The organism is Pseudomonas sp. UBA4617, from assembly GCF_002386445.1.
Lineage (GTDB): Bacteria > Pseudomonadota > Gammaproteobacteria > Pseudomonadales > Pseudomonadaceae > Aquipseudomonas.
Genome location: NZ_DGIR01000008.1, coordinates 63,363 through 86,641 on the forward strand (window position 1 = coordinate 63,363; position 23,279 = coordinate 86,641).

Genomic DNA, 23,279 nt, shown 5'->3' on the forward strand with positions numbered 1-23,279 from the left:
GATGAAAGATACTGTTTCTCATTAACGTCCGATAATTTCTCTTACTGGCCGTAACCTAACCCATGCTGACTTCACCCGTGTCGGGCCTGTTGACGAGTTTCCAGGAACACTACGACGACCTGCTGCAGTTCTTGACCCGGCGCATGAGCGACCGCCAGCGCGCCGCCGACGTTGCCCAGGAAACCTACCTGAAGCTGGTCAACATCGACCAGCAGGCGCTACCGGTGCTGCACGCGCGGCGTTTCATCTTCCGCGTGGCCGGCAACCTGGCGATCGATGCCCTGCGTCGCGAACAGCGCATCGCGGCCAGCCACGGGTATGGCGACGAGGCCGGCGAGGTGGCCTGCCCGGCGCCAGCGCCGGAGGCTGCGTTGCTGGCCCGGGAGCGCTTGCAAGCCCTCGACCATGCACTGCTGCAGCTGTCCGACAATGCCCGCCAGGCCTTGCTGCTCAACCGCATCGAAGGCCTGACCCAGGCGCAGGTCGCACAACGGCTGGGCGTCTCCGAGAGCATGGTAGCCAAGTACATCGGCCAGGCCCTGCGCCATTGCCGCAACCACCTCAGGCAGGCGGGGCTGGCTGCCGCACTGTTGCTGGCCGTTGGTGCGGCCGCTTGGCGGCAGGCGCCGGTGCTGCTGGCGGATTATCACACCGGGGTAGGGGAGCGGCAGGTCATTATCCTGGCCGACGGCTCGCGGGTGACGTTGAACAGCGCCAGTGCCCTGAACGTCGTGTTCAGTGACCACGAGCGGCGGGTAGTGCTGGAGTCCGGGGAGGCCTTGTTCGAGACCCGCGATGATCCACGGCCGTTTGTGGTCGATACGGCCGGCGAGCCTGTGCAGGGCAGCGCGGCCACCTTCAGCGTGCGCCGTGATGGCCATGTGGTGCTGGCGCGAGGCGAGGCCAGGGTTGGCGAGCATGCACTGCCCGTCGCTGCCGATGCCGGCGCGCAGCTGGCCTGGCAGCGCGGCAAGCTGATCTTCAACGGCAAGCCGCTGGGGCTGGTGCTGACGGAGCTTGAGCGTTACCGGCATGGACGGATCGTGTTGTCGGACAGCAAGCTGGCGGCGATGGAAGTCAGCGGGGTGTTCGACCTCGATGAGCCGCAAGCCCTGTTGCGGACCCTGGAGCAGCGCTATGGCCTGCGGGTGACCTACCTGCCATGGCTGGCCGTGGTTTATTGATCTGCCTGTGCGTGCCTGTTGGTGGGCAAAGGAATGGAAATATTTTTCATTTGCCACTGCAAGTTCCGGCACGCCAGATCGTCGTAGGGAGACTGATCAGCAACTCATTCTCATTTACGACTTGTCTGGAAGCTCATCCGTGCCTCTGATGCTCAAGCCCTTGCCCCGCCGCCGTGTCCCTTTTCATCACGCCCTGATCTCCTGCAGTGCCTTGGCCATGTTGCTCGGCCCGCTGCAGGCCGGCGCCGCGACTGCTGCCGACCAGGCCCAGGTCCAGGCGCGCCAGGTCCAGCTGGACCTGCCAGCCCAACCCCTGGATCAGGCCCTGACCAACTTCGCCGACCAGGCCGGTCTGCACCTGCTGTACACCACCGGCGATGTAGCCGGCCAGGCGAGCCCGGCCTTGCGAGGCAGCTACAGCATCGAGCAGGCGCTGCAACAGCTGCTGGCCGGCAGCGGCATGCACTGGCAGTTCAACGATGCCCGCACGGTGACCCTGCACAAAGCTGATACTGCACCCCAGGCAGTCAACCTCAAGCCGATCGAAGTCAGCGTGGCCTCGCGTACCAGTACCGCGATCAGTGAAATCCCTGGCACCGTATGGGTGGTCGACCAGCAGCAGCTGCGCGAGCAGATCGACAGCGGCGTCAGCCTGAAGGAAGCCATCGGCAAACTGGTGCCAGGCCTCGACCTGGCGCCGGAAGGGCGCACCAACTATGGCCAGAACATGCGCGGGCGCAACGTACTGGTGATGATCGACGGGGTCAGCCAGAACAGCTCGCGCGGCCTGTCGCGCCAGTTCGACAGTATTTCGCCGTTCAACGTCGAGCGGGTCGAGGTGTTGTCCGGCGCCAGCGCCATCTACGGCGGCGGCGCCACTGGCGGCATCATCAACATCGTGACCAAGAAAGGCGAACCGGGCCCGGCGCGCTTCGAGACCCAGCTTGGCGCCAGCAGCGGCTTCAACAACAGCGACGACCTGGCCACCCGTATCGCCCAGTCGATCAGTGGTGGCAATGAGCGGGTCAATGCCCGCCTGGGTATCTCCGGCGAGCAGAACGAGGCCTTTTACGACGGCGCGGGCGAGCAGATCTTCATCGACAACACCCAGACCGACCTGCAGTACAACCGCACTGTCGACGTGCTCGGTACTCTCGGGCTGCAACTGAACGACCAGCAGAGCCTTGACCTGCTGGCCCAGTACTATGACTCGGGCAACCATGGCAGCACGGGTATCTACTTCCCCAACCTGAACTACAACGCCCCGTCCGACCTGGAAGACGCCGAGCTGCGCAGCGGCTACTCGTCGGGCCTGGAACCGCGTACCCGGCGCCTGCTGCTCAACGCCAACTACCACCATACCGACGTGCTGGGCCAGGATTTCTACCTGCAGGCCTCGTACCGCAAGGAAGACGACAACTTCTACCCGTTCCCGTACTACAACCGCGCCACCCCCACGGGCTCGCGCGGGGTGTATTTTGCCGCCTCGCAGCAGAACTTCGAGGTCACCAGCCTCAAGGGCCTGTTCGCCAAGCAGTGGGATACGCTGAAGCTGACGTATGGTGTCGATCTGGACCATGAGCGTTTCAATGCCCAGCAGACCACCTTCAACGCCCAGACTTCCTCCGAGTCCGGTGGCCTGGAGCTGGACAAGGAAAGCAAGGCCGCGCGCTACCCCAGCTATCAGGTCGACGGTGTTTCGGTCTATGCCCAGCTGGACTGGCATGCCAGCGACAACCTGACCCTGTCCGGCGGCGCCCGGCGCCAGCAGATGGACGTGGACGTCAGCGACTTCAAGGGCGTGCCGGGCGGCAGCAACGATTACCAGGTCAATCTGTTCAACGTTGGCGCCATCTACGACTTCAAGAACGGCCACCAGGTGTGGACCAACTACGGCGAAGGCTTCGACCTGCCCGACCCGGCCAAATTCTACGGCAAGCCAGGTCTGAGCGTTGCCGACAACCCTCTGGCCGGTATCAAGAGCCGCCAGGTGGAACTGGGCTGGCGCTATGCCGACCTGGACTGGGATGCGCAGGCGGCGCTTTACTACATCTGGTCGGACAAGATCATCAACGTCGACTCGCAAACCCTGACCATCGATGTGGAAGAGCAGAAGAGCCGTGACTTCGGTTTCGAAGGTGCGCTGACCCGTCACTTCCAGAGCGGCTGGGAAACCGGCGGCACGTTGCACCTGACGCGTTCCGAAGAAGAGGATGCCGATGGCGACTGGATCAAGCGGGATGCCCGCTATGCTTCGCTGTCCAAGGCCACCGCGTTTGTCGGCTGGAAGGGTGACGGGCGCACGGCGCGGTTGCAGGCCAACCACGCGTTCAGCTTGAAGGACGACGCCGACCACGAGATCGACGGCTACACCACCTTCGACCTGCTGGGTAGCCAGGACACCGGCTTCGGCACCTTCAGCGCCGGCATCCAGAACCTGCTGGACAAGCAGTACAGCACGGTCTGGGGGCAGCGCGCGACACTGTTCTACTCGCCGACCTACGGGCCGGCATACCTGTATGACTACCAGGGGCGTGGGCGCACCTACACCCTGACCTGGAGCATGGCTTACTGATGGTCGTTGCCTGAACCGGCCGTTTCGCGGGTTTACTCGGGAAGCGGCCGGTTCAGGCAAACGCTGCCAGCAGATCCTGCGCAAACGCCTGCTGTGCTTCGCCAACCCCTTGCGCCCGATGCCGGGCCAAGGTAAACGGCACGCCGAAATCCAGCCCCGGATCCAGCGCCCATGCCCGCCAGGTGCACCGCCAGGGCACCGAGGCGGCGATCACGGCGATTCGCCAGCGGGTGGGTGAACGACCGGTGTACCTGACCTTCGATGTCGACTGTCTCGACCCGGCCTATGCGCCCGGTACCGGCACGCCGGTGTGCGGCGGCCTGAGTACCCTGCAGGCGCTGGAGATTCTTGGGGGATTGCGTGGTATCAATCTGGTGGGCATGGACTTGGTGGAGGTGGCACCGGCCTATGACCACGCCGATATCACCGCGCTGGCGGGGGCTACCCTGGCGATGGAAATGCTGTGCCTGTATGCGGCGCGGCACAAGGTGCAGGACCAGTAATCGGGGCCGAGGCGAACGCTTTCTCTTAGGAGCGGCCTCGTGTCGCGAAGGGCTGCGCAGCAGCCGCCGAAGCCCATACTGAAACATCAGGAATCATCTGCGCACGCATTCACACTTTTGCCGCGAACCCTTCGCGCCGTAGGCTATCAAACCCACCAGGCGCGGCCTTTTCGTACAGGAGGTGAAGCATGACCCCGACATTGCCCATCCTGGCAATCGGCCTGGCGCTGTGCCTGCCCGCGCACGCCGCGGCCCAGCCACCCGCGCCCGTCGCCGCTGGCAACAGCAACCCCTACAACAGCCCGATCCAGCGCGCCAACCCCAACAGCCGCCAGGGCAGCATGCCGGCCGCGCCGCCGCTGCGTGGCCCGTCCACCGAGCCTTACCCACGCCCGCCCACGCTGGATAATCGTGGCATTGGCAACGGTGACAATCTGCGCCGCCAGCAACAGACCCCGAACCTGGAACCCACCCGGCCGCCTCGCGACAATCCGCGCGCGCCTTGAGCCAAGTACGTAAAGGAATCCTGCATGCGCCAAGCAACCTGGCTTGTCACCGTGACTGCCGCCGCCCTGCTGCCCTTGTTGGCGCAGGCGGCGGCCGAACAGCAATTTCGCAGTGAAGAAGGTACCTTGACCGTCAGCACCCTGGCCGATGGCCTGCGCCACCCGTGGGCCCTGGCGTTCCTGCCGGGCGGCAAGGACATGCTGGTCACCGAACGAGCCGGCAACCTGCGGCTGGTCAACGCCGAAGGCAAGGTCGGCCCACCGATCAGCGGCGTGCCGAACGTCTGGGCCGAAGGCCAGGGCGGCCTGCTGGATGTGGTGCTGTCCCCGGATTTCACCAAGGACCGCACCGTCTACCTGTCCTATGCCGAGGAGGGCAGTGATGGCAAGGCCGGTACCGCAGTGGGCCGTGGCCAATTGTCCTCGGACCGTGCCCGGCTGGAGCATTTCAGCGTAATCTTCCGCCAGCAGCCCAAACTGTCGGACGGCAACCACTTCGGCTCGCGCCTGGTGTTCGACCGTGACGGCTACCTGTTCATCGCCCTCGGCGAGAACAACCAGCGCCCGACTGCGCAAGACCTGGACAAGCTGCAAGGCAAGATCGTGCGCATCCTGCCAGACGGTGAAGTACCCAAGGACAACCCCTTCGTCGGCCAGGACAATGTGCGACCGGAGATCTGGTCGTACGGCCATCGCAACCAGCAAGGCGCCGCGCTCAACCCCTGGACCGGCAAGCTCTGGACCCACGAGCACGGCCCGCGGGGCGGCGACGAGATCAACATCCCCAAGCCCGGCAAGAATTACGGCTGGCCCGTGGCGACCCATGGCATCAATTACTCGCTGCTGCCTATTCCCGAGGCCCAGGGCAAGCATGTGGACGCGATGGTCGACCCACACCATGTCTGGGAGCAGTCACCGGGGGTCAGCGGCATGGCGTTCTACGACAGCCCGACGTTCAAGGCGTGGGACCACAACCTGTTCATTGGTGCGCTGGCCACCCAGGAGCTGATCCGTCTGCAGCTGGATGGCGACAAGGTGGTGCATGAAGAGCGGCTGCTGGGTGAGCTGAAGGCGCGGATCCGCGATGTACGGGTGGGCCCGGACGGGTACCTGTATGTACTGACCGATGACAAGGACGGTGCGCTGCTGAAGGTCGGGCTGGGCGACGGCACCTGACGCAGTCCCGGTAGGCGCGCCGGTCGGGTAGAATGCCGCGCATGGCTATCGACCCTCAATCCCTTTACCAGCAGGCCCTGGCCCAACAGGGCTATGTTGCCGACCCTGCCCAGGCACGCGCCGTCGAGGCGTTGCAGGCCTGCTTCCAAGCTGTCGAACAAGGCCGCCCCAGCCTCGGCATCTACCTGTGGGGCCCGGTCGGCCGTGGCAAGACCTGGCTGATGGACCAGTTTCACCGGTGCCTGCAAGTTCCCAGTCGGCGCCAGCACTTCCACCATTTCATGGCCTGGGTCCACCAGCGCCTGTTCCAGCTCAACGGTACCGCCGACCCGCTGCTGGCGCTGGCCCGGGAGCTGGCCGCGCAGATCCGCGTGCTGTGTTTCGACGAGCTGTTCGTCAGCGATATCGGCGATGCAATCATCCTCGGCCGTCTGTTCCAGGTGCTGTTCGAACAGGGCGTGGTCGTTGTCGGCACCTCCAACCAGCCACCCGAGCAGCTTTACCGCGATGGCTTCAACCGTGAGCGTTTCCTGCCAGCGATCGCCGCCATCCAGCGGTACATGCAGGTACTGCCGGTGGCCGGCGCACAGGACCATCGCCTGCACCCCGGCGCCCCCCGCCAGCGTTACTGGGTGGCGCAGGCGGGGCAAGCCAGCCAGCTGGATGAAGTGTTCCGCCGGCTCAGCCCGAACGATGCCGGCGATGAGCGGCCCCTTGCCCTGGGGGCCAGGCAGGTGCAGGTGGTGCGGCGCAGCCAGCAGGCTATCTGGTGCCGCTTCAGCGACTTGTGCGAACAGCCGCTGGCAGCCATGGAATTCATGGCCTTGTGTGACCGTTTTCCAGCCATCCTGGTATCGGGCATTCCGGCGCTCGGCGGTGAACAGCGGGCCGGGCGCATCGCCCGTGGCACCGAGGATGGCGCGCAGCGGGTGGCGGCGGGCGAGCGTGAACTGCCGGCGCTGTCACCCAGGGATGATGCGGTGCGCCGCTTCATCGCCCTGGTCGACGAATGCTATGACCGCCGGGTGGCGTTGTATCTGGAGGCTCAGGTGCCGCTCGATGCCCTCTACACTCATGGGTATCTGGCGTTCCCGTACCAACGGACCCTGAGCCGGCTACGGGAGATGCAACTGCAACGCTTCGCCTGAAAAGGAGTGTAGCCATGGAGCCGTTGTCGCATTATCTGCTGACCCAGGCCTACAACAATGGCTGGGCCAACCACCGCCTGTACAAGGCTTGCCTGCAGCTGACCCAGGACGAATTCGTCGCCCCGCGCTGCAGTTTTTTCCCGTCGATCAAGGCCACCCTCAACCACCTGCTGACGGTGGACTGGTTCTACCTGCACATGCTCGAATGCGAGCAGCGCGGGGAGTTGCCCGACGCCGATGGCGAGCGTTTCTTCGAGCCGGAACAGCCGTTCGCCACCTGTACCGATCTGCATGCCGAGCAAGCCCAGGCCGATCACCGGCTGATCACCTATTGCCGAGGCCTGCGTGATGACGAGCTGGGCCGCTACGTGAACATCGTGCGGCCCGACCGGGTGCAGCGTGAGCAACGCTTGCGCCTGCTGGCTCACCTGTTCGAGCACCAGGTGCATCACCGCGGCCAGGTGCATGCGATGCTCAGCGACACGGCAATCCGGCCACCGCAGCTGGACGAGTTTTTCTGCGAGGAGGAGGCGGGCTTGCGGGCAGGCGATTTTGCCGAATTGGGCTGGACCGAGGCGCAAGTCTGGAAAGGTTAAGGACAGCAGGACAGCCCCTCGCTACCGGCTCATTTGTCCAGCCACTCGACCAGCGTCCGGTTGAACCGTACTGGCTCTTCGATCTGCGGCGCATGCCCCATGCCTTCGAAGGTGATCAGTTCACCCTTGGGCATCAGCTTGGCGACCTGCGGCCCCAGCACGGCGTACTTGCCCAGCCTGGCTTTCACCTCCGGCGGCGCGATATCACTGCCGATGGCGGTGGTGTCCTGGTCGCCGATGAGCAGCAGGGTCGGCATCTGCAGGTCCTTGAACTCGTAATACACCGGCTGGGTGAAGATCATGTCGTAGATCAGCGCCGAGTTCCACGCCACCGCCTCATGCCCCGGCCCCTGGTTGAGGCCGACCAGCATCTGTACCCAGCGCTCGTACTCCGGCTTCCAGCGCCCGGCGTAGTAGGTCTTGCGCTCATACTCGCGCACCCCGTCGGCGTCCAGCTTGAGTTCGCGGGCAAACCACTGGTCCACCGTGCGGTAGGGCACACCCAAGGCTTTCCAGTCTTCCAGGCCAATGGGATTGACCAGCACCAGGCGTTGTACCTGCTGCGGATACATCAGCGCGTAGCGGGTGGCGAGCATGCCGCCGGTGGAGTGGCCGAGCAGCACGGCTTGCCTGACTCCCAGCTGTTCGAGCAGGGCGTGGGTATTGCTCGCCAGTTGCTGGAAGCTGTACTGGTAATGCGCCGGCTTGGTGGCGCTGCAGAAACCGACCTGGTCGGGGGCGATAACCCGGTAGCCAGCCTTGCTCAGGGCATCGATGGTGGTTTCCCAGGTGGCGGCGCAGAAGTTCTTGCCGTGCATCAGCACCACGCTACGGCCGTTTGCCTGGCCTTGTGCAGGCACGTCCATGTAACCCATCTGCAGGGCCTGGCCTTGGGACTGGAAATTGAAATGCCTGAGTGGGTACGGGTAGCTGAAGCCTTCGAGTTGGGGGCCGTAGGTGGGCGACTCGAAGGCGATGGCCGGGCTGCCGACAAGACAGGCCAGGGCCAGGGCGGTTGCGCGCAGCATCGGGGCACTCCGTGTAGGACCATGTAGGAAGAAGCGACTTTAACAGTCGATTGACCACACAAAGCGCGAAAGATGTTACCGGGCGTGAAACCAGCCAGACCGGCCCGCGTCAGTTGCCATTACCAGCAGGACATCAGTAGCTGGCGATCACGCTGTCCTTGCCATCCTGGGTCACGCCGATGACCTGGTAGGCATCCTTGTGATCACCCATTTCCATGCCCGGCGAGCCCATCGGCATGCCCGGCACGGCCAGGCCCTTGAGGTCGTTGCGCTTGGCCAGCAGGCGTACCTGCTCGGCCGGCACGTGGCCTTCGACGAATTTGCCATCGATCACCCCGGTGTGGCAGGACGCCAGGCGTGGTGCCACACCCAGGCGCTGCTTGACCGCGCTCATGTTCGGCTCGACGTGGTCGTTGACGGTAAAGCCGCTGTCGCGCAGGTGACTGATCCAGGCTTTGCAACAGCCGCAGTTAGGGTCGCGGTACACGTCGATGGTTTCGGCGGCCTGGGCCAGGCCGGTGACGGCCAGCAGGCCCAGGGTCAGCAGGTGTTTGCGCAGCATGGGTGAAGCCCTCCTTTGGAAAACGCAGGCCAGCAGCATAGCGCAATCGGCCCCTGGCGCGGCGTGGCCTGTTGCAGCTGCCAGGGCTGTCGGGCACCCAGTTCCGCTCAGGTACGGGTTCCGGATGCCGCTGCGTGGCCGCGCTGGCTAACGTTTTGGTGGACCTATCTGAGAGGCTTTAGCATGACCCTATCATTAGAGAGTCTGTCGTACACCAAGAACAATCTGATTGGCATCGGCCCCGACCTGTCTGAACAGGAACGGCTGGACGTGCAGCTGTTGCTGGATCATGCCGATGATTTTGCAAGCCGCTTCCTTGATCGGGACGAATTGTGGAAGAGCTGGCTCGACCGCTTTCGCAATCGTCTGGAGAAACACGGTTGCGTAAAAACGGATGTCCTGGCGCTGCCGCCCCAGGTCATCAAGGACTATGACGATTTCGCTACCAAGCTCGCGCCCATTGGGACCGGCAATACAGCGACGCTGTTGGCCCAACTGGCGCGTGCATCCATGCAGCAGCTGCGAATCAGCGCCCATGCCAAGAAGTTCTTGCAGTCGGGATGGGAAAACGACGTTACCTCTTCGTTTCTGGTTACACCTTGCCAGAAGGACGAGACAGGCCAGATCCATCTGGCGGTGTACGCCCTCCGTTTCAATGGCAGCGTCGAAATACGCGACTTTGGCTTCTGGAGCGAGACCCAGCGAGACATCGTCATGTGGAATATTGGCACCGCCTACCGTTTCGATGTGCAACGTTTCGCCGGCTTTCGTGAGCAGATTCGTAAAGAGTTGACCAGCCGGCGGCTTCAGGCCGTTACCAGGATCGAACTGTAGTCATCCGGCTCAAGGCAGGTCGCGCATCAACAGGCCGTACGCCAGGGGCACCTGCTCAGGAACAGGAAGGTAGATGGTGTGGCCATCGCCGGGGGCGACCTTCACGGGTCGCCGCTGGCTGTCGCTCATGTGCTCAAGGTCGAAGTGGTAGTTGCCACGCGGGGTCATCAGCTCCATATGGTCACCCACGGCGAAGCGGTTCTTTACCTTGACCTCGGCCAGGCCATCGACACGCGTTCCGGTCAGCTCGCCCACGAACTGCTGGCGCTCGGATACCGAGTTGCCGCGCTGGTAGTTCTGGTATTCATCGTGCACATGGCGGCGCAGGAAGCCCTCGGTGTAGCCTCGTTGTGCCAGCGACTCGAGGTTGTCCATCAGCGCGCGGTCGAATGGCCGCCCGGCCACCGCGTCGTCGATGGCCTGGCGGTACGCCTGCACGGCACGCGCGCAGTAGAAATGCGACTTGGTGCGGCCCTCGATCTTGAGTGAATGCACGCCTATGCCGGTCAGACGGGCGACATGCTGGATGGCGCGCAGGTCCTTGGCATTCATGATGTAGGTGCCGTGTTCGTCCTCGAACGCAGGCATTTCGCTGCCGGGGCGGTTGCTCTCCTGGAGCAGGAACAGTTGGTCGGTCGGTGCACCCAGGCCCAGGGTAGGTTGTACTTCGCGCACGATGTCGCCGGTCGCATTCTCGGTGGCGGGCGTGGCGTCGTACTTCCAGCGGCAGGCGTTGGTGCAGGTGCCCTGGTTGGCATCGCGCTTGTTGAGGTAGCCCGACAGCAGGCAACGGCCGGAATAGGCCATGCACAGGGCACCGTGGACGAACACTTCCAGCTCCATGTCCGGCACTTGCTGGCGAATTTCCTCTATTTCCTCGAGCGACAGCTCGCGCGACAGGATTACCCGGCTCAGGCCCAGCTGCTGCCAGAACTGCACGCTGGCCCAGTTGACCGTGTTGGCCTGCACCGACAGGTGCACCGGCATCTGCGGGAAATGCTGGCGTACCAGCATGATCAGGCCTGGGTCGGACATGATCAGCGCGTCCGGCGCCATCTCGATCACCGGCGCCAGGTCCTTGAGAAAGGTCTTCAGCTTGGCATTGTGCGGCGCAATGTTGACCACCACATAGAAGCGCTTGCCCATGGCATGCGCCTCCTGGATGCCCAGCGCCAGGTTGGCATGGTCGAACTCGTTATTGCGCACCCGCAAGCTGTAGCGCGGCTGGCCGGCGTAGACCGCGTCGGCGCCATAGGCAAAGGCGTAGCGCATGGTCTTGAGGGTGCCGGCTGGGGCCAGCAGTTCGGGCTTGGCGGTAGGGGTCATGTGCGCACCGGGGCAAAAGGCGCGGATGCTAGTGCTCCCGGACACTCCGGGTATTGATTTGCATCAAGCAAAGCGTGGCACTTTTACCCACGCGGTGCGCACTAATATCCCAGAAGCCACGCGAGGACAGGTGATGAACGAAACCGCTTTACAGAACCGAGCCCTGGCAGTGCTCCTGGCGCTGGTGACCATTGCCTTCGTGTGGATCCTGTTGCCTTACTATGGCGCGATTTTCTGGGCGGTAATACTCGGCATCCTGTTCGCCCCGTTGCAGCGCCACCTGTTGATCCGCTTCGGGCGCCGACGCAACCTGGCGGCGGCTACCACCCTGCTGGTGTGCCTGCTGGTGGCGGTGTTGCCGGTCATCATCACCAGTGCCCTGCTGGTGCAGGAGGGCGCCGTGCTGTACCAGCGCATCGAGAGCGGGCAACTGGACATCGCCGGCTATGTCGAGCGCGGCAAGGACATGCTCCCGACCTTCGCCCAGCGCGGCCTGGACAACATGGGCATGGGCAACCTGGACGGGCTGCGCGACAAGATCAGCAAGTGGGCGACCCAGGGCAGCCAGGTGCTGGCCAGCCGGGCGTTCAGCTTTGGTCAGGGCACGTTCGAGTTCGTGGTCAGCTTCGGCGTCATGATGTACCTGTTGTTCTTCTTCCTGCGCGAAGGCGCGGAGGTCGCGCGCCGCGTACGGCTGGCGGTACCGCTGCCCGAGCAGCAGAAGCGCCGCCTGCAGTTGAAGTTCAACCGCGTGGTGCGGGCGACGGTGAAAGGCAACGTGCTGGTGGCCATTACCCAAGGGGCGTTGGGCGGCTTCATCTTCTGGGTGCTGGATATTCCCAGCGCGCTGGTGTGGGCGGTGCTGATGGCGTTCCTGTCGCTGCTGCCGGCGGTGGGTGCGGGCATCGTATGGGCGCCGGTAGCGGCGTATTTCCTGCTGACCGGGGCGATCCTGCCGGGAGTGATCCTCACAGCGTTCGGGGTGCTGGTGATCGGCTTGGTGGACAACCTGCTGCGGCCGATCCTGGTGGGCAAGGATACGCGCATGCCGGATTACCTGATCCTGGTGTCGACCTTGGGCGGGCTGGCCGTGTTCGGCCTCAACGGTTTCGTCATCGGGCCGTTGATCGCGGCGCTGTTCGTGTCGAGCTGGGCGATCTTCGCCGCGACCAAGCCGCAGGTGCAGTTGCCGGAGTAGGGGATGGGCCGCAGCGCGGCCCCGTTGAAGGTTCAGGATGCCTGCGGCATCTCGCCCTTGGCCAGGCGCCGGTTGATATCGGCGACCACTTCGGGCAATTCGTTGATCGTATCGATCAGGTAATGCGGACGGGAGCCGGCAAACAGCGCGTGGATGCGCTGGCGTTCGCTTTCCAGCTTCTCTGCGCTCAGTGCACGGTAGCCCTCCCAGGTCAGCCCCAGGGCATTGCCCGAACACACCAGGGCCACGGTCCACATGCCGGCCCGGCGGCCTTCGAGAATGCCCGGCACGGTGTCGTCGACCTTCACGCAGGCCGCCACATCGTCGATGCCCAGCGCGATCACGTTGGCCAGGGCCTGGGCCGGCCAGGGGCGGCCGTTCGGGGTTTCGTCGGTGGCCACCACGTGGTCGGCCACGTAACCGTTCTGCGCCGCCAGCGCCACCACCTTGTCCATCACCACTTTCGGGTAGCCCGAGCACGAGCCGATCTTCAGCCCGTCGCGGCGCAGCCCGGTGAGCGTATCCAGCGCACCGGGGATCAGCGCCGAGTGCACGGCGATCTTCTCGATCTGCAGCGGCATGAAGCGGTTGTAGATGGCAGTGACATCATCGTCGGTCGGGGCGCGGCCGAAGACCTGGCGGTAACGCTCGGCAATTTCCGGCACATTGCACAGGGTGCGTATGTGGTCCCATTTGCCCATGCCCATCGGGCCGCGGGCTTCCTCGATGGAGACCTGCACATCGAATTCGGCGAACGCTTCGACAAAGATCTGGGTCGGAGCGAAGGAGCCGAAGTCGACCACGGTGCCGGCCCAGTCGAGAATGGCGGCCTGCAGTTGGTTGGGGTTGGTGTAGTTCATGTGCGCTGATTCCTGAATTCGGGTGGGCAACGGGTCAGATATCCAGTACTTCCATTTCCCGCAGCGCGTCGGCCACGGCATTTACGGCGGCTTGCATGCCGTCCGCCCCGACCACGCCAATACAGCCGACGCGGAAGGTTTCGACCTGGGTCAGCTTGCCAGGGTAGAGGATGAAACCCTTGGCCTTGACCCGCTCGTAGAAATCCTTGAACTGGTAGCGGGCATCGTGCGGTGCGTGGAAGGTGACAATGATCGGCGCCTGGATCTCGGCTGGCAGGAAGCTGCGCAGGCCGATGGCGGCCATGCCGGCGAGCAGGGTCTTGCAGTTGTCGGCGTAGCGCTGATGACGTGCTGGCAGCCCACCTTCCTCGTTGTACTGCTGCAGCGCTTCATGCAGCGCGGCCACCACATGGGTTGGCGGGGTGAAGCGCCATTGGCCGGTCCTGGCCATGTACGCGTGCTGGTCGTGCAGGTCCATGGCCAGCGAGTGGGCATTGCCTTCGGCGGCAGCCAGGGCGGCTTTTTCGGCGAACACGAAGCCCATCCCGGGTACGCCCTCCAGGCACTTGCCGGAAGCGGCGATCAGTGCCTCGAAGGGAATTTCGCGGGCATCGATGGGCAGTGCGCCGAACGAGCTCATGGCGTCGATGATCAGGCGTTTGCCGTGGCCTTTGACCACCTGGGCGATCTCGCGCAGCGGGTTGAGGATGCCTGTGCTGGTTTCGCAATGGATCAGCGCGACATGGCTGATTGTCGGGTCGGCGGCCAGCAGGCGGTCGACATCGGCGGCGGTGGTCGGTTGGTCTTCAGCGGTTTCGAAAGTGCTGTAGGCGCGGCCGAGTACCTTGCAGATCTTCGCCAGGCGCTGGCCATAAGCACCATTGATCAACACCAGGACTTTGCCGTCACGTGGCACCAGGGTGCCGATGGCCGCTTCCACGGCGAAGGTGCCGCTGCCCTGCAACGGTACGCAGTGGTGGCTGGCGCTGCCAGCGATGATCGCCAGCAACTGCTCGCAGACGCTGGCAGTCAGCTGGTTGAAGTCGCGGTCCCATGAGCCCCAGTCCACCAGCATGGCTTGGCGGGTGCGGATCGATGTGGTCAGGGGACCTGGAGTCAGCAGAATCGGGGCGTTGCTCATGCCGTTGTTCCTCGCAAGCGGTGGGCTGAAACTACGCAGCTAGGTTGCAATTCCGGCTCTCATCAATCAAATTGTTTGTTGTTATCAAAGCTATAAGTCAGGCCGATACCAATGAACCTGTTTCAGCTTCGCGCTTTTGACGCGGTAGCCCGTGAAGGCAGCTTTACCCGTGCTGCAGCGCGCCTGTTCATCAGCCAGCCGGCGGTGACCGGGCACGTGAAGGCGTTGGAGGAGCATTACCAGATCACCCTGCTGCGGCGTACTGCACGGCGGGTGGAGTTGACTGAGGAAGGTACCCGCCTGGCGGCCATCACCCGCGCCATGTTCGGCCTGGCGGAAGAGGCGCAGACCATGCTCGAGGCCAATCGCCAGCTGCTGACCGGCCGCCTGGAGGTGGCGGCAGACGGCCCGCACCGGGTCATGCCGATGCTGGCAATGCTGCGCGAGCGTTACCCGGGCATCACGGTCAACCTGCGTTTGGGCAACGCCCAGGAGACCCTCGCGGCACTGCTTGGCGAGCACGCCGATGTGGCGGTGCTGACCGAGATCGAGCCACGCAAGGGCCTGCATTTGCAGCGCCTGTGCGAGTCGCGGCTGTGCGCCTTGCTGCCGGCGGGGCATGCCTGGGCCAGCAGCGAGGGCGAACTGCCGCTGGCCGCTTTGCACCAGCAGATCATGGTGTTGCGCGAACCGAGCTCGACCACCCGTCGCACCTTTGACAAGGCGTGCAGCCAGGCGGCTGTGCAGCCCCGGGTAGTGCTGGAGCTGGACAGCCGCGAAGCGGTGACCGAGGCCGTGGCCTGCGAACTGGGCGTCGGCGTGGTGTCATCGACCGAGGTGGCCAACGACCCACGGGTAGTGGCGCGGCCATTGGCCGGTCGAGGCCTGGTCAATCAGCACCTGGTCGGTTGCCTGGAGCGCCGTCGGGAGCTGCGCCTGATCCAGGCATTCCTCGGCCTGGCTGCGCAGCTGTGATGGCTGTTTTGCAAGGGGCGACCTAAGATGGCCGATATTGAGCGGACACCATCGTCGATGAGCGAAAAAGACACCATTTCCATGCAGCTGGTGCGTGAGGCACTGTTGCAGACCTGCCCCGCTGGCGAACCCGACAGCGGCCTGCTGGCCAGGGCCGGCATCGCCGTCGAGCAACTGCACCTGCCACAAGCCCGCGTCAGCGCCGAAGCCTACGCCCGCCTCTGGCGCTTGCTGACGCGGCGCTGCAACGACGAATTCTTCGCCATGGACCCCCGTGGCCTGCGTAGCGGCAGCCTGGCCTTCATGTGCCGGGCCAGCATGGCGCAGCCGACGCTGGGTGCCGGCCTGGACACCGCGCTGGCGTTCCTGTCGCTGATGCTGGAAGACCTGCAGCCGAGCCTGGTGCGCCAGCAAGGCCTGGCCGAGATCGTCATCAACGAACCGCGTGACGCGCCGCGCCGGGCCTTCACCTATTTCACCTTCTGGATGATCGTGCACGGTGTGACCTGCTGGCTGGCCGGGCGGCGCATCCCGATCCTGGCCATCGACCTGCGTTGTGCCGAGCCGCCATTCTGCGATGACTACCGGGTGATGTTCTCGGAGAACTTGCAGTTCGAGCGCCCGCGCACGCGCATGATTATCGCCGCCGACAGCCTTGACCTGCCGATCAGGCGCACGCATGAGGAGCTGCAGCGTTTTCTTGCCGAAGCCCCCGGCAATATCCTGGTCAAGTACCGCGACCCGGCCAGCTTCGCCCGGCGTCTACGCCATGACTTGCTGCATCAGGCCCCTGGACAATGGCCGGATGGCGACACCCTGGCCCGCCAATTGTGCCTGTCACCATCGACGTTGCGCCGCCGTCTTGCCGAAGAAGGGCAGACTTACCAAGGCCTCAAGGACAGCGTGCGACGGGAACTGGCGATTGCCTGGCTGAGCGGGGAAGAGGCTGCCCTGGGCGAGATTGCCGAACGTCTTGGCTTTGCCGACAACAGTTCGTTCTACAAGGCATTCCGAAAGTGGTTCGGCTGCAACCCCGGGCACTACCGCGCATTGACCCAGGCGCGCGCGCCGGGGCGTTGAGGTACAGACCTGGCTGCCAGGCGGCAGCGTCCAGGTGCACGAGACGCTTCCCTCTGCGTTGTGCCTTGCCAGTTGTACAGCGTGACCGGCTCTGGCCAATACTCAGGAGCCGCTCATGCCCGCTGTCACTGCCAGTCACGATCAATTCATAGCAGCCCGGTTGCCGGCCTGGCTCAAACGCGCTTCGCGAGCCCAGATCAATACCCTGCGTAACAGCCTGAAGGCACACCATGCGAGCCAGGCCCGCCTGCGTGAACTGATGCCTGATCTGCTGCCGCCCCCGCAGTTCGCCGAAAAGCGCCTGTCGAAGTTGCTGGATGCACCCTTGCCGGACGGGGTGGCTTTTGCCCAGCTCGAATGGCTTCAGGTTGCACCACGGTTTGCCAGGCTTCCCGGGACACTGATACAGACCTACGAATACAGCGAAAGCCGTGAAAACGGCTTGCAGCGGCTAATGCGCAACTTTGCTGCAGGTACCAGCTACTTCAAAGGCACTGGTAACGAACGCCGATGCCGATAGCCGCGCAGCAGCGGCCGGGCACGCGGAGTGGAAGGCTGTTGGGTTCGACCTGCTGAACCTGGCCGGGTTCTTCATTCCTGTCGTCGGCGCCCTGCTCATGGGGCAGCTGGTGGTCCAGGTCTGTTCGGATGTGTACGAAGGCGTGACGGATTGGTCCAGGGGGCACCAGCACGAAGCGCTTAACCATCTACTATGCGTTGCCGAGACCGTGGCGGCCACGGCGGCTACCGTAGCAGGTGCCAGCTTTCTGCGCAGCGCGTTCGTCGACAGCCTCGAACCGGTAAGTGTCGGAAACCAGAACAGCCGCCTGTGGCGCTACGACCCCGAGCAATATCAATCCATGCCAGACACCATTCACTTGCATGAGGATGGGCGCTTTGCCGTGGGTGAGCGCCGCTGGATCCGCATCGATGGACGCTATCTGGAGGTACATGAGCCGGTTGCCGATGGGCCCTATCGCTTGCGCCATGCATCGATGGACCAAGGTTATGGCCCGGTAGTGCTGCATAACGGCGAGCGTAGCTGGCGTCTGCTGCATGAACAGCCGCTGGCCTGGGAGGAACCCGGGCGGATGCTCGATGTGCTGTGGCCACAGCATCCCGCTATCGAGCCTGGGCAGGCAGAGCAGATATTGCGGGTGGCGGGTGTCGATCTGGAGGAGCTGCGGGGTGTGCTGGTGGAGAACCGCTGCGCCCCGGTAAACCTGGGGCAAACCCTGCGTGCTTTCCAGGCACAGGCGCGTATCGAGGCGTTCTTTTCGCGCGCTCGCCTGAATACCCTGATGCCGCCCGACAGTGAGCTGCTGGCTTGGTGTGAGGGCCGGCCGCAGGTTGGCAAGGGGCTGGCCAAGGTGCTGGAGCAGGAAGCTGAATTACGACCGCAATTGTTCGCCCAGCTGACGCAGCAGCCATTTGCCGAGGACCCGCTGACGCTGTTGGTCAGGCGTGACTTTCCAGGGTTGCCTTCGGCCTATGTGAAAGAAGTGGTCGGGCAGGCAAGCCAACTTGAGCGGGACATGGCGCGCGTCGAACAACGCTTGCCGTTGAACTGTGCGCAAGCCGCACGTTCGTTGTTGCGCCTGGCGCGGCTGAACCGGGCGTTGGCCGGGTTATACCTGAGTAGCGGCTACAGCGATGAAACGGGGGAGCTTGCGCTGACGTTGCTCGATAGCCTTGAATTCGAGAACATCGCGATTGACCTGCGTGCGGGCGAGGTGGATGGGCGTTCAATCAAGCTCCTCGGTAGTGCTGGGCAAGGTCAGGCCGACAGGATACTGGTGCGCAGCAATGGCAGGTTCCAGCTTTACAACGGCCTGGGTGAGCAGCAAGCGGTTACCTTGGCCGACCCAGGCTGCATCTTCGAGGCCATCTTCGCAGCGCTGGCACCCGCGCAGCGGCCAGGTATCGACTCGGCGGAACAGTTGCGCGACCAGTTGCTGGCGCAGTTGCCCGCTTCGCATTGGGGCGTGACCCGCATGCTTGGCTGGCCCGAACAGCGCAACTGGTTCAACCCGGGCCGTCGGCTGCAGGATGGGCGTGTGGGGTACCCCCTCAGCGACCGTCCTGCCGTCAACCCCAGGGACGAGCAGGCGATCGTTCGCGACCGGCTGCGCGCGCTGTACCCAGGCCTGGACGAGCCAGCGCTGGATGAGGAACTGGCGCGACTGCAGGAGGGCGAGCGCCCGATATTCGAGCGGCTGGTTGAACTCCAGGACGCCCACGACCAGCTGGTTCAGCAGCTGAACCGCTGGGTCGCCAGCGAGTTGCAGGAAAGTCGCCAGGCCGCGCGCAGGTTGAGCGCAGACAGCATTCTTCGGGCATGGCGATTACAAGGTGATGCGGTCGCGGCTGGCGAAGGTCGAGCGCAGGGGCAGCACTTGTCATTGTCAGGCACGCAATTGCGTACGCTGCCGTCGTTACCGCCGCAGATCGAGTTTCATCGGGTTACGGTGCTGAGCCTCCACGATACGCTGGTCAACGATATTCCGGTCGATTTCCTGCGCGCGTTCGGCGCCCTGACCGAGCTGAACCTGAGCGGCAACCAATTGCTACGCCTGCCCTTGGGCATCGCTTATCTGCCGGATGTCCAGGTGTTGCGCCTGGCACATAACCAGATCCGGCTCGATGCCCAGGCAACCGAGATTCTCCATGGTCTGCCCAATCTGGTCCTCCTCGACCTTAGCTATAACCGGCTGGAGGCGCTGGACCTGCGGCTTCACCATTTCCCCCGGTTGACCAACCTGAACCTGCGCCATTGTCGGCTTGGCACCTGGCCACAATCCCTGGAAATGTGTGTTTCGCTCGAGCGTGCCGACCTGCGTGACAACCAGTTGCGCACGGTGCCGGACGAGATCCAGCAAATGCCCTACGCATTCCGCCGCGCCGTCCTGATAGATCGCAATCCGCTGTCGAACATTGCGTTGCAGCGGTTTCATGCCCTTGACGTGATCAATGAACACGGGCACCTGCCTGAGACCGCCTGGCCGGTGGTAGACCTGCCTCGGACGCTGACGCTTCTGCTTGCTGATGCAGACGCAGCAGAACAACTGCTACGGCAGGGCCTGTGGCAGCGAATGCAGCAGCAACCGGCGAGCAACCGGTTGTTCAGGCTGTTGGCCCGTCTGGAATTCACCGCAGACTATCGTCAGGCGGGAGCGGCACGAACAGAAATGGTCGAGGGCGTGTGGAGATTACTGGGTGCGCTGGACGCCGACCCGGTACTGTGCGCACGGATCTTCGAACGTGCCGGCCTGCCCCTGTCCTGTTCGGATGCGGTCGCCAGCCACTTCAGTGCCCTGCAACTGGAAGTCATGCAGGCCCAGGCGGAAACCCAGGCGCTCGAACCGCAGAACAGAAACCGGTTGCTGGCACTGGGTCGACAGCTGTTGCGCCTGGAGCAGCTTGAGGGGATAGCTTATCGGGATGGTCGGCAGCGCCTCTTGGCTGGCCTGCATGTCGACGAACTGGCCTTGCCGCTGGCCTACCGAGTGCGCCTGCGTGTTCGCCTGGAGTTGCCCTGCCAACCCCATGCCATGAACTACCCCGATGCGGTGGAACTGGCAGATTCGCAGGTCGAGGAGGCATTCCGGCGGGTGACTCACGCTCAGACGATCAGCGCCCTGACCGATAGCCTGAGCCAGCGTGAATTCTGGCGCCGTTATCTGCGCCAGCACCACCAGCAGATGTTCGCCGCCCTCGCAGCTGACTACAGCCAGCGCTCGGTCCGGCTTCAAGCGCAGAGGCCTGCCCTGGGGCAGGCTGAATACCAAGCGCAACTGGGTCGGCTGCGCAACCGGGAAGTTGGATATCGAGCGCCTGATCAGCGGGCTGACCGAGTCCTATCTGCGCGCTGTTGAGCGCGGCGAGGGCTGAGCCAAGGCGGCCAAACCGGTCATCCAGATTGACAGCTTTGGCCATTGTCGCCATGCCTGAGCGGCGCGAACATCGTCGGACCGATGGCTAACTCCAAAAACAACAAACCAGGAGTCCGACGATGCGTGATTACGCCGAGGCCGTTCGTGCATTCGACCATGACCAGGCAGCTGCTGCGGCGCTGCATGGTGACCTCGCTGCCCTCAATGCCTGTGTCGAATGCTGCGACCGCCATGCCGGGGACGGCAGGCTGGCACTGACCTGCATGGACCGTGACGGCAACACTGCGCGGTACAGTTTCGACCAGCTCAGCGACCTGGCTGCCCGTTTCGCCACAGTGCTCAAGGCCCAAGGTGTGCAAGCGGGAGATCGAGTCGCTGGCTTGATGCCGCGTACTGCCGAACTGTTGATCACGATTCTTGCCACCTGGCGTCTCGGGGCTGTGTACCAGCCACTGTTCACCGCCTTCGGCCCCAAGGCCATCGAGCACCGTCTGGAACAGTCCCACGCCCGTGTGGTCGTCACCGACAGCAACAACCGCGTCAAGCTGGACGATGTTCACGGCTGCCCGACCGTCATCACGGTCAACGCCCGCAGTGGCGAGCTGGATTTCCAGCAGAGCCTGGCCAGCGCAACGGAGCGCTGCGAGCCGGTGATGCGTTCGGGTAACGACCCATTCCTGCTGATGTTCACATCCGGCACCACTGGCCCGGCCAAGCCGCTGGAGGTGCCGCTGCGCGCGATCGTCGCGTTCCAGGGCTACATGCGTGACGCCATCGGCCTGCGCCCGGAGGACAACTTCTGGAACCTGGCCGACCCGGGCTGGGCCTATGGCCTGTACTACGCCGTTACCGGCCCGCTGTCGCTGGGCCATGCCACTACCTTCTACGACGGCCCGTTCAGCGTCGACAGCTGCGCCCGGGTGATTGATACACTGGGCATCACCAACCTGGCCGGTTCGCCTACCGCTTACCGTCTGCTGATTGCCGCCGGCGACGACTTCGCCAGGCCGGTCAAGGGCCGCCTGCGCGTGGTCAGCAGCGCCGGCGAGCCGCTCAACCCCGAAGTGATCCGCTGGTTTGCCGACGCGCTGGGGGTGACCATCCACGACCACTATGGCCAGACCGAACTAGGCATGGTGCTGTGCAACCACCATGGCCTGCAGCACCCGGTGCACCTGGGTTCGGCCGGCTTCGCCATACCTGGCCACCGCATCGTGGTGCTGGACGAGCAGGGCAACGAACTGCCCGCCGGCCAGCCGGGCATCCTTGCCGTCGACCGCGAACAGTCGCCGCTGTGCTGGTTCGCCGGCTACCACGGCCAGCCGACCAAAGCCTTCGTCGGCAAGTACTACCTCAGCGGCGACACCGTAGAACTGAATCACGACGGCAGCATCAGCTTCGTCGGCCGCAGTGACGACGTGATCACCACTTCGGGCTACCGGGTTGGCCCGTTCGACGTGGAAAGCGCGCTGATCGAACACCCGGCAGTGGTCGAGGCCGCCGTGATCGGCAAACCGGACCCTGAGCGTACCGAGCTGATCAAGGCCTTCGTGATCCTGGCCAGCGGCCATGTCGGCAGCGCCGCGCTGGAGGAAGCCCTGCGCCAGCACGTGCGCCAGCGGCTGTATGCGCATGCCTACCCCAGGGAAATCGAATTCGTCAGCGAGCTGCCCAAGACCCCGAGCGGCAAGCTGCAACGCTTCATCCTGCGTAACCAGGAAGTTGCCAAACAACAAGCGCATCAGGCCACCCCTGCCGGCGCCTGAAAGGAAACCGAACATGCAAATAGTCAACAAGCACTTCATTGTCAGCGGCGCCGCCTCCGGGCTGGGCGCGGCCTCCGCGCAGATGCTGGTCGAGGCCGGCGCAAAGGTCATGCTGGTCGACCTCAATGCCCAGGCTGTCGAAGCCAAGGCCCGCGAGCTAGGCGAAAACGCCCGCTTCGCGGTGGCCGACATCAGCGACGAGCAGGCTGCCCAGGCAGCGGTCGACGCCGCTATCAGTGCCTTCGGCAGCCTGCACGGGCTGATCAACTGCGCCGGTATCGTCGGGGCCGAAAAAGTGCTCGGCAAGCAGGGCCCGCACGGCCTGGCGAGCTTTGCCAAGGTCATCAACGTCAACCTCATCGGCAGCTTCAACCTGCTACGCCTGGCCGCAGCGGCCATGGCCGAAGGTGCGGCCGACGAGGGTGGTGAGCGCGGGGTGATCATCAACACCGCTTCCATCGCCGCCTATGACGGCCAGATCGGCCAGGCCGCCTACGCGGCCTCCAAAGGCGCCATCGCCAGCCTGACCTTGCCGACGGCACGCGAACTGGCGCGCTTCGGCATCCGGGTGATGACCATCGCCCCCGGCATCTTCGAAACCCCGATGATGGCCGGCATGAGCGAGGAAGTACGGGCATCGCTGGCAGCCGGCGTGCCGTTCCCGCCACGCCTGGGTCGCCCACAGGAATATGCCGCGCTGGCCCGCCACATCATCGAGAACAGCATGCTCAACGGCGAGGTGATCCGCCTCGACGGTGCACTGCGCATGGCTGCCAAGTAAGGAGAACCAACATGACCCTTGCCAACGACCCGATCGTAATCGTCAGCGCCGTGCGCACGCCCATGGGCGGCCTGCAGGGCGACCTCAAGAGCCTGACGGCGCCACAGCTGGGCAGCGCGGCCATTCGCGCTGCCGTCGAGCGCGCCG

At 64.2% G+C, this 23,279-nt stretch carries 19 protein-coding genes and 3 pseudogenes; 16 read left to right on the forward strand and 6 right to left on the reverse strand.

Going from position 1 to position 23,279, the window contains the following annotated elements; all coding sequences use genetic code 11:
• Window positions 1-62: 62 nt before the first annotated feature.
• On the forward strand, window positions 63-1,184 hold the full coding sequence (locus B4L76_RS02125; protein WP_296230162.1) for a sigma-70 family RNA polymerase sigma factor: 1,122 nt from the start codon (window positions 63-65) through the stop codon (window positions 1,182-1,184).
• A gap of 148 nt (window positions 1,185-1,332) precedes the next feature.
• Window positions 1,333-3,759 carry a TonB-dependent siderophore receptor gene (locus B4L76_RS02130; protein WP_296230196.1) on the forward strand — a complete coding sequence of 809 codons (2,427 nt, stop codon included), beginning with the start codon at window positions 1,333-1,335 and terminating at the stop codon, window positions 3,757-3,759.
• Window positions 3,760-3,811: 52 nt separating this feature from the next.
• Here B4L76_RS02130 and B4L76_RS02135 read toward each other — a convergent pair.
• Window positions 3,812-3,934: pseudogene (locus tag B4L76_RS02135) on the reverse strand (LysR family transcriptional regulator); the annotation flags it as partial.
• Here B4L76_RS02135 and B4L76_RS02140 point away from each other — a divergent pair.
• The 5 genes and pseudogenes from B4L76_RS02140 to B4L76_RS02160 form a co-directional block, all read left to right on the forward strand.
• Window positions 3,933-4,262 (forward strand): annotated as a pseudogene (locus B4L76_RS02140) (arginase family protein); the annotation flags it as partial. The pseudogenes B4L76_RS02135 and B4L76_RS02140 overlap by 2 nt on opposite strands.
• A gap of 188 nt (window positions 4,263-4,450) precedes the next feature.
• Complete coding sequence (locus tag B4L76_RS02145) at window positions 4,451-4,768, forward strand: hypothetical protein (RefSeq protein ID WP_296230163.1); 318 nt, start codon at window positions 4,451-4,453, stop codon at window positions 4,766-4,768.
• Window positions 4,769-4,792: 24 nt separating this feature from the next.
• Window positions 4,793-5,944 carry a PQQ-dependent sugar dehydrogenase gene (locus tag B4L76_RS02150; protein WP_296230165.1) on the forward strand — a complete coding sequence of 384 codons (1,152 nt, stop codon included), beginning with the start codon at window positions 4,793-4,795 and terminating at the stop codon, window positions 5,942-5,944.
• Window positions 5,945-5,985: 41 nt separating this feature from the next.
• On the forward strand, window positions 5,986-7,092 hold the full coding sequence (gene zapE, locus B4L76_RS02155; RefSeq protein ID WP_296230167.1) for a cell division protein ZapE: 1,107 nt from the start codon (window positions 5,986-5,988) through the stop codon (window positions 7,090-7,092).
• A 14-nt stretch (window positions 7,093-7,106) separates the two neighbouring features.
• Entirely contained in the window at window positions 7,107-7,688 is a 582-nt protein-coding gene (locus B4L76_RS02160; RefSeq protein WP_296230168.1) for a DinB family protein, read from the forward strand.
• A 29-nt stretch (window positions 7,689-7,717) separates the two neighbouring features.
• On the opposite strand, the gene B4L76_RS02165 is transcribed toward B4L76_RS02160, so the two are convergent.
• Together B4L76_RS02165 and B4L76_RS02170 are read right to left on the reverse strand one after the other, a co-directional pair.
• Window positions 7,718-8,716, reverse strand: a complete 999-nt coding sequence (locus tag B4L76_RS02165) for an alpha/beta fold hydrolase (RefSeq protein WP_296230169.1) — start codon at window positions 8,714-8,716, stop codon at window positions 7,718-7,720.
• Window positions 8,717-8,849: 133 nt separating this feature from the next.
• Window positions 8,850-9,278 (reverse strand): DUF411 domain-containing protein, encoded by a 429-nt coding sequence (locus B4L76_RS02170; protein WP_296230171.1) that lies wholly within the window; start codon window positions 9,276-9,278, stop codon window positions 8,850-8,852.
• Window positions 9,279-9,461: 183 nt separating this feature from the next.
• Between B4L76_RS02170 and B4L76_RS02175 the strand changes: the two genes are divergently transcribed.
• On the forward strand, window positions 9,462-10,112 hold the full coding sequence (locus tag B4L76_RS02175) for a hypothetical protein (RefSeq protein ID WP_296230173.1): 651 nt from the start codon (window positions 9,462-9,464) through the stop codon (window positions 10,110-10,112).
• Window positions 10,113-10,121: 9 nt separating this feature from the next.
• Here B4L76_RS02175 and yegQ read toward each other — a convergent pair whose 3' ends face one another.
• Window positions 10,122-11,438: a tRNA 5-hydroxyuridine modification protein YegQ gene (yegQ, locus tag B4L76_RS02180; RefSeq protein WP_296230174.1), complete on the reverse strand. Its 1,317-nt coding sequence runs from the start codon at window positions 11,436-11,438 to the stop codon at window positions 10,122-10,124.
• Between the two features lie 133 nt (window positions 11,439-11,571).
• On the opposite strand from yegQ, the gene B4L76_RS02185 reads away from it, so the two are divergent.
• Window positions 11,572-12,636: an AI-2E family transporter gene (locus tag B4L76_RS02185; RefSeq protein WP_296230176.1), complete on the forward strand. Its 1,065-nt coding sequence runs from the start codon at window positions 11,572-11,574 to the stop codon at window positions 12,634-12,636.
• 32 nt (window positions 12,637-12,668) lie between these two features.
• Here B4L76_RS02185 and phnX read toward each other — a convergent pair whose 3' ends face one another.
• Window positions 12,669-13,496 carry a phosphonoacetaldehyde hydrolase gene (gene phnX / locus B4L76_RS02190; RefSeq protein WP_296230177.1) on the reverse strand — a complete coding sequence of 276 codons (828 nt, stop codon included), beginning with the start codon at window positions 13,494-13,496 and terminating at the stop codon, window positions 12,669-12,671.
• A 34-nt stretch (window positions 13,497-13,530) separates the two neighbouring features.
• Window positions 13,531-14,637, reverse strand: coding sequence for a 2-aminoethylphosphonate--pyruvate transaminase (locus tag B4L76_RS02195; protein ID WP_296230180.1), 1,107 nt, complete (start codon window positions 14,635-14,637; stop codon window positions 13,531-13,533).
• Between the two features lie 111 nt (window positions 14,638-14,748).
• Between B4L76_RS02195 and B4L76_RS02200 the strand changes: the two genes are divergently transcribed.
• The 7 genes and pseudogenes from B4L76_RS02200 to B4L76_RS02230 form a co-directional block, all read left to right on the forward strand.
• Window positions 14,749-15,612 (forward strand): LysR substrate-binding domain-containing protein, encoded by an 864-nt coding sequence (locus B4L76_RS02200; protein WP_296230181.1) that lies wholly within the window; start codon window positions 14,749-14,751, stop codon window positions 15,610-15,612.
• A gap of 57 nt (window positions 15,613-15,669) precedes the next feature.
• Window positions 15,670-16,692 carry an AraC family transcriptional regulator gene (locus tag B4L76_RS02205; protein WP_296230183.1) on the forward strand — a complete coding sequence of 341 codons (1,023 nt, stop codon included), beginning with the start codon at window positions 15,670-15,672 and terminating at the stop codon, window positions 16,690-16,692.
• A 115-nt stretch (window positions 16,693-16,807) separates the two neighbouring features.
• Window positions 16,808-17,212, forward strand: coding sequence for a hypothetical protein (locus tag B4L76_RS02210; RefSeq protein ID WP_296230185.1), 405 nt, complete (start codon window positions 16,808-16,810; stop codon window positions 17,210-17,212).
• The gene (locus B4L76_RS02215) at window positions 17,157-20,567 is read left to right on the forward strand and encodes an NEL-type E3 ubiquitin ligase domain-containing protein (RefSeq protein ID WP_296230187.1); all 3,411 of its coding nucleotides are present in this window, start codon (window positions 17,157-17,159) and stop codon (window positions 20,565-20,567) included. The genes B4L76_RS02210 and B4L76_RS02215 overlap by 56 nt, the downstream gene beginning before the upstream one ends.
• A gap of 137 nt (window positions 20,568-20,704) precedes the next feature.
• Window positions 20,705-22,351, forward strand: a complete 1,647-nt coding sequence (locus B4L76_RS02220; RefSeq protein ID WP_296230189.1) for an AMP-binding protein — start codon at window positions 20,705-20,707, stop codon at window positions 22,349-22,351.
• 13 nt (window positions 22,352-22,364) lie between these two features.
• Complete coding sequence (locus B4L76_RS02225; protein WP_296230191.1) at window positions 22,365-23,132, forward strand: SDR family NAD(P)-dependent oxidoreductase; 768 nt, start codon at window positions 22,365-22,367, stop codon at window positions 23,130-23,132.
• Between the two features lie 11 nt (window positions 23,133-23,143).
• A pseudogene (locus tag B4L76_RS02230) lies at window positions 23,144-23,279 on the forward strand (acetyl-CoA C-acetyltransferase); the annotation flags it as partial.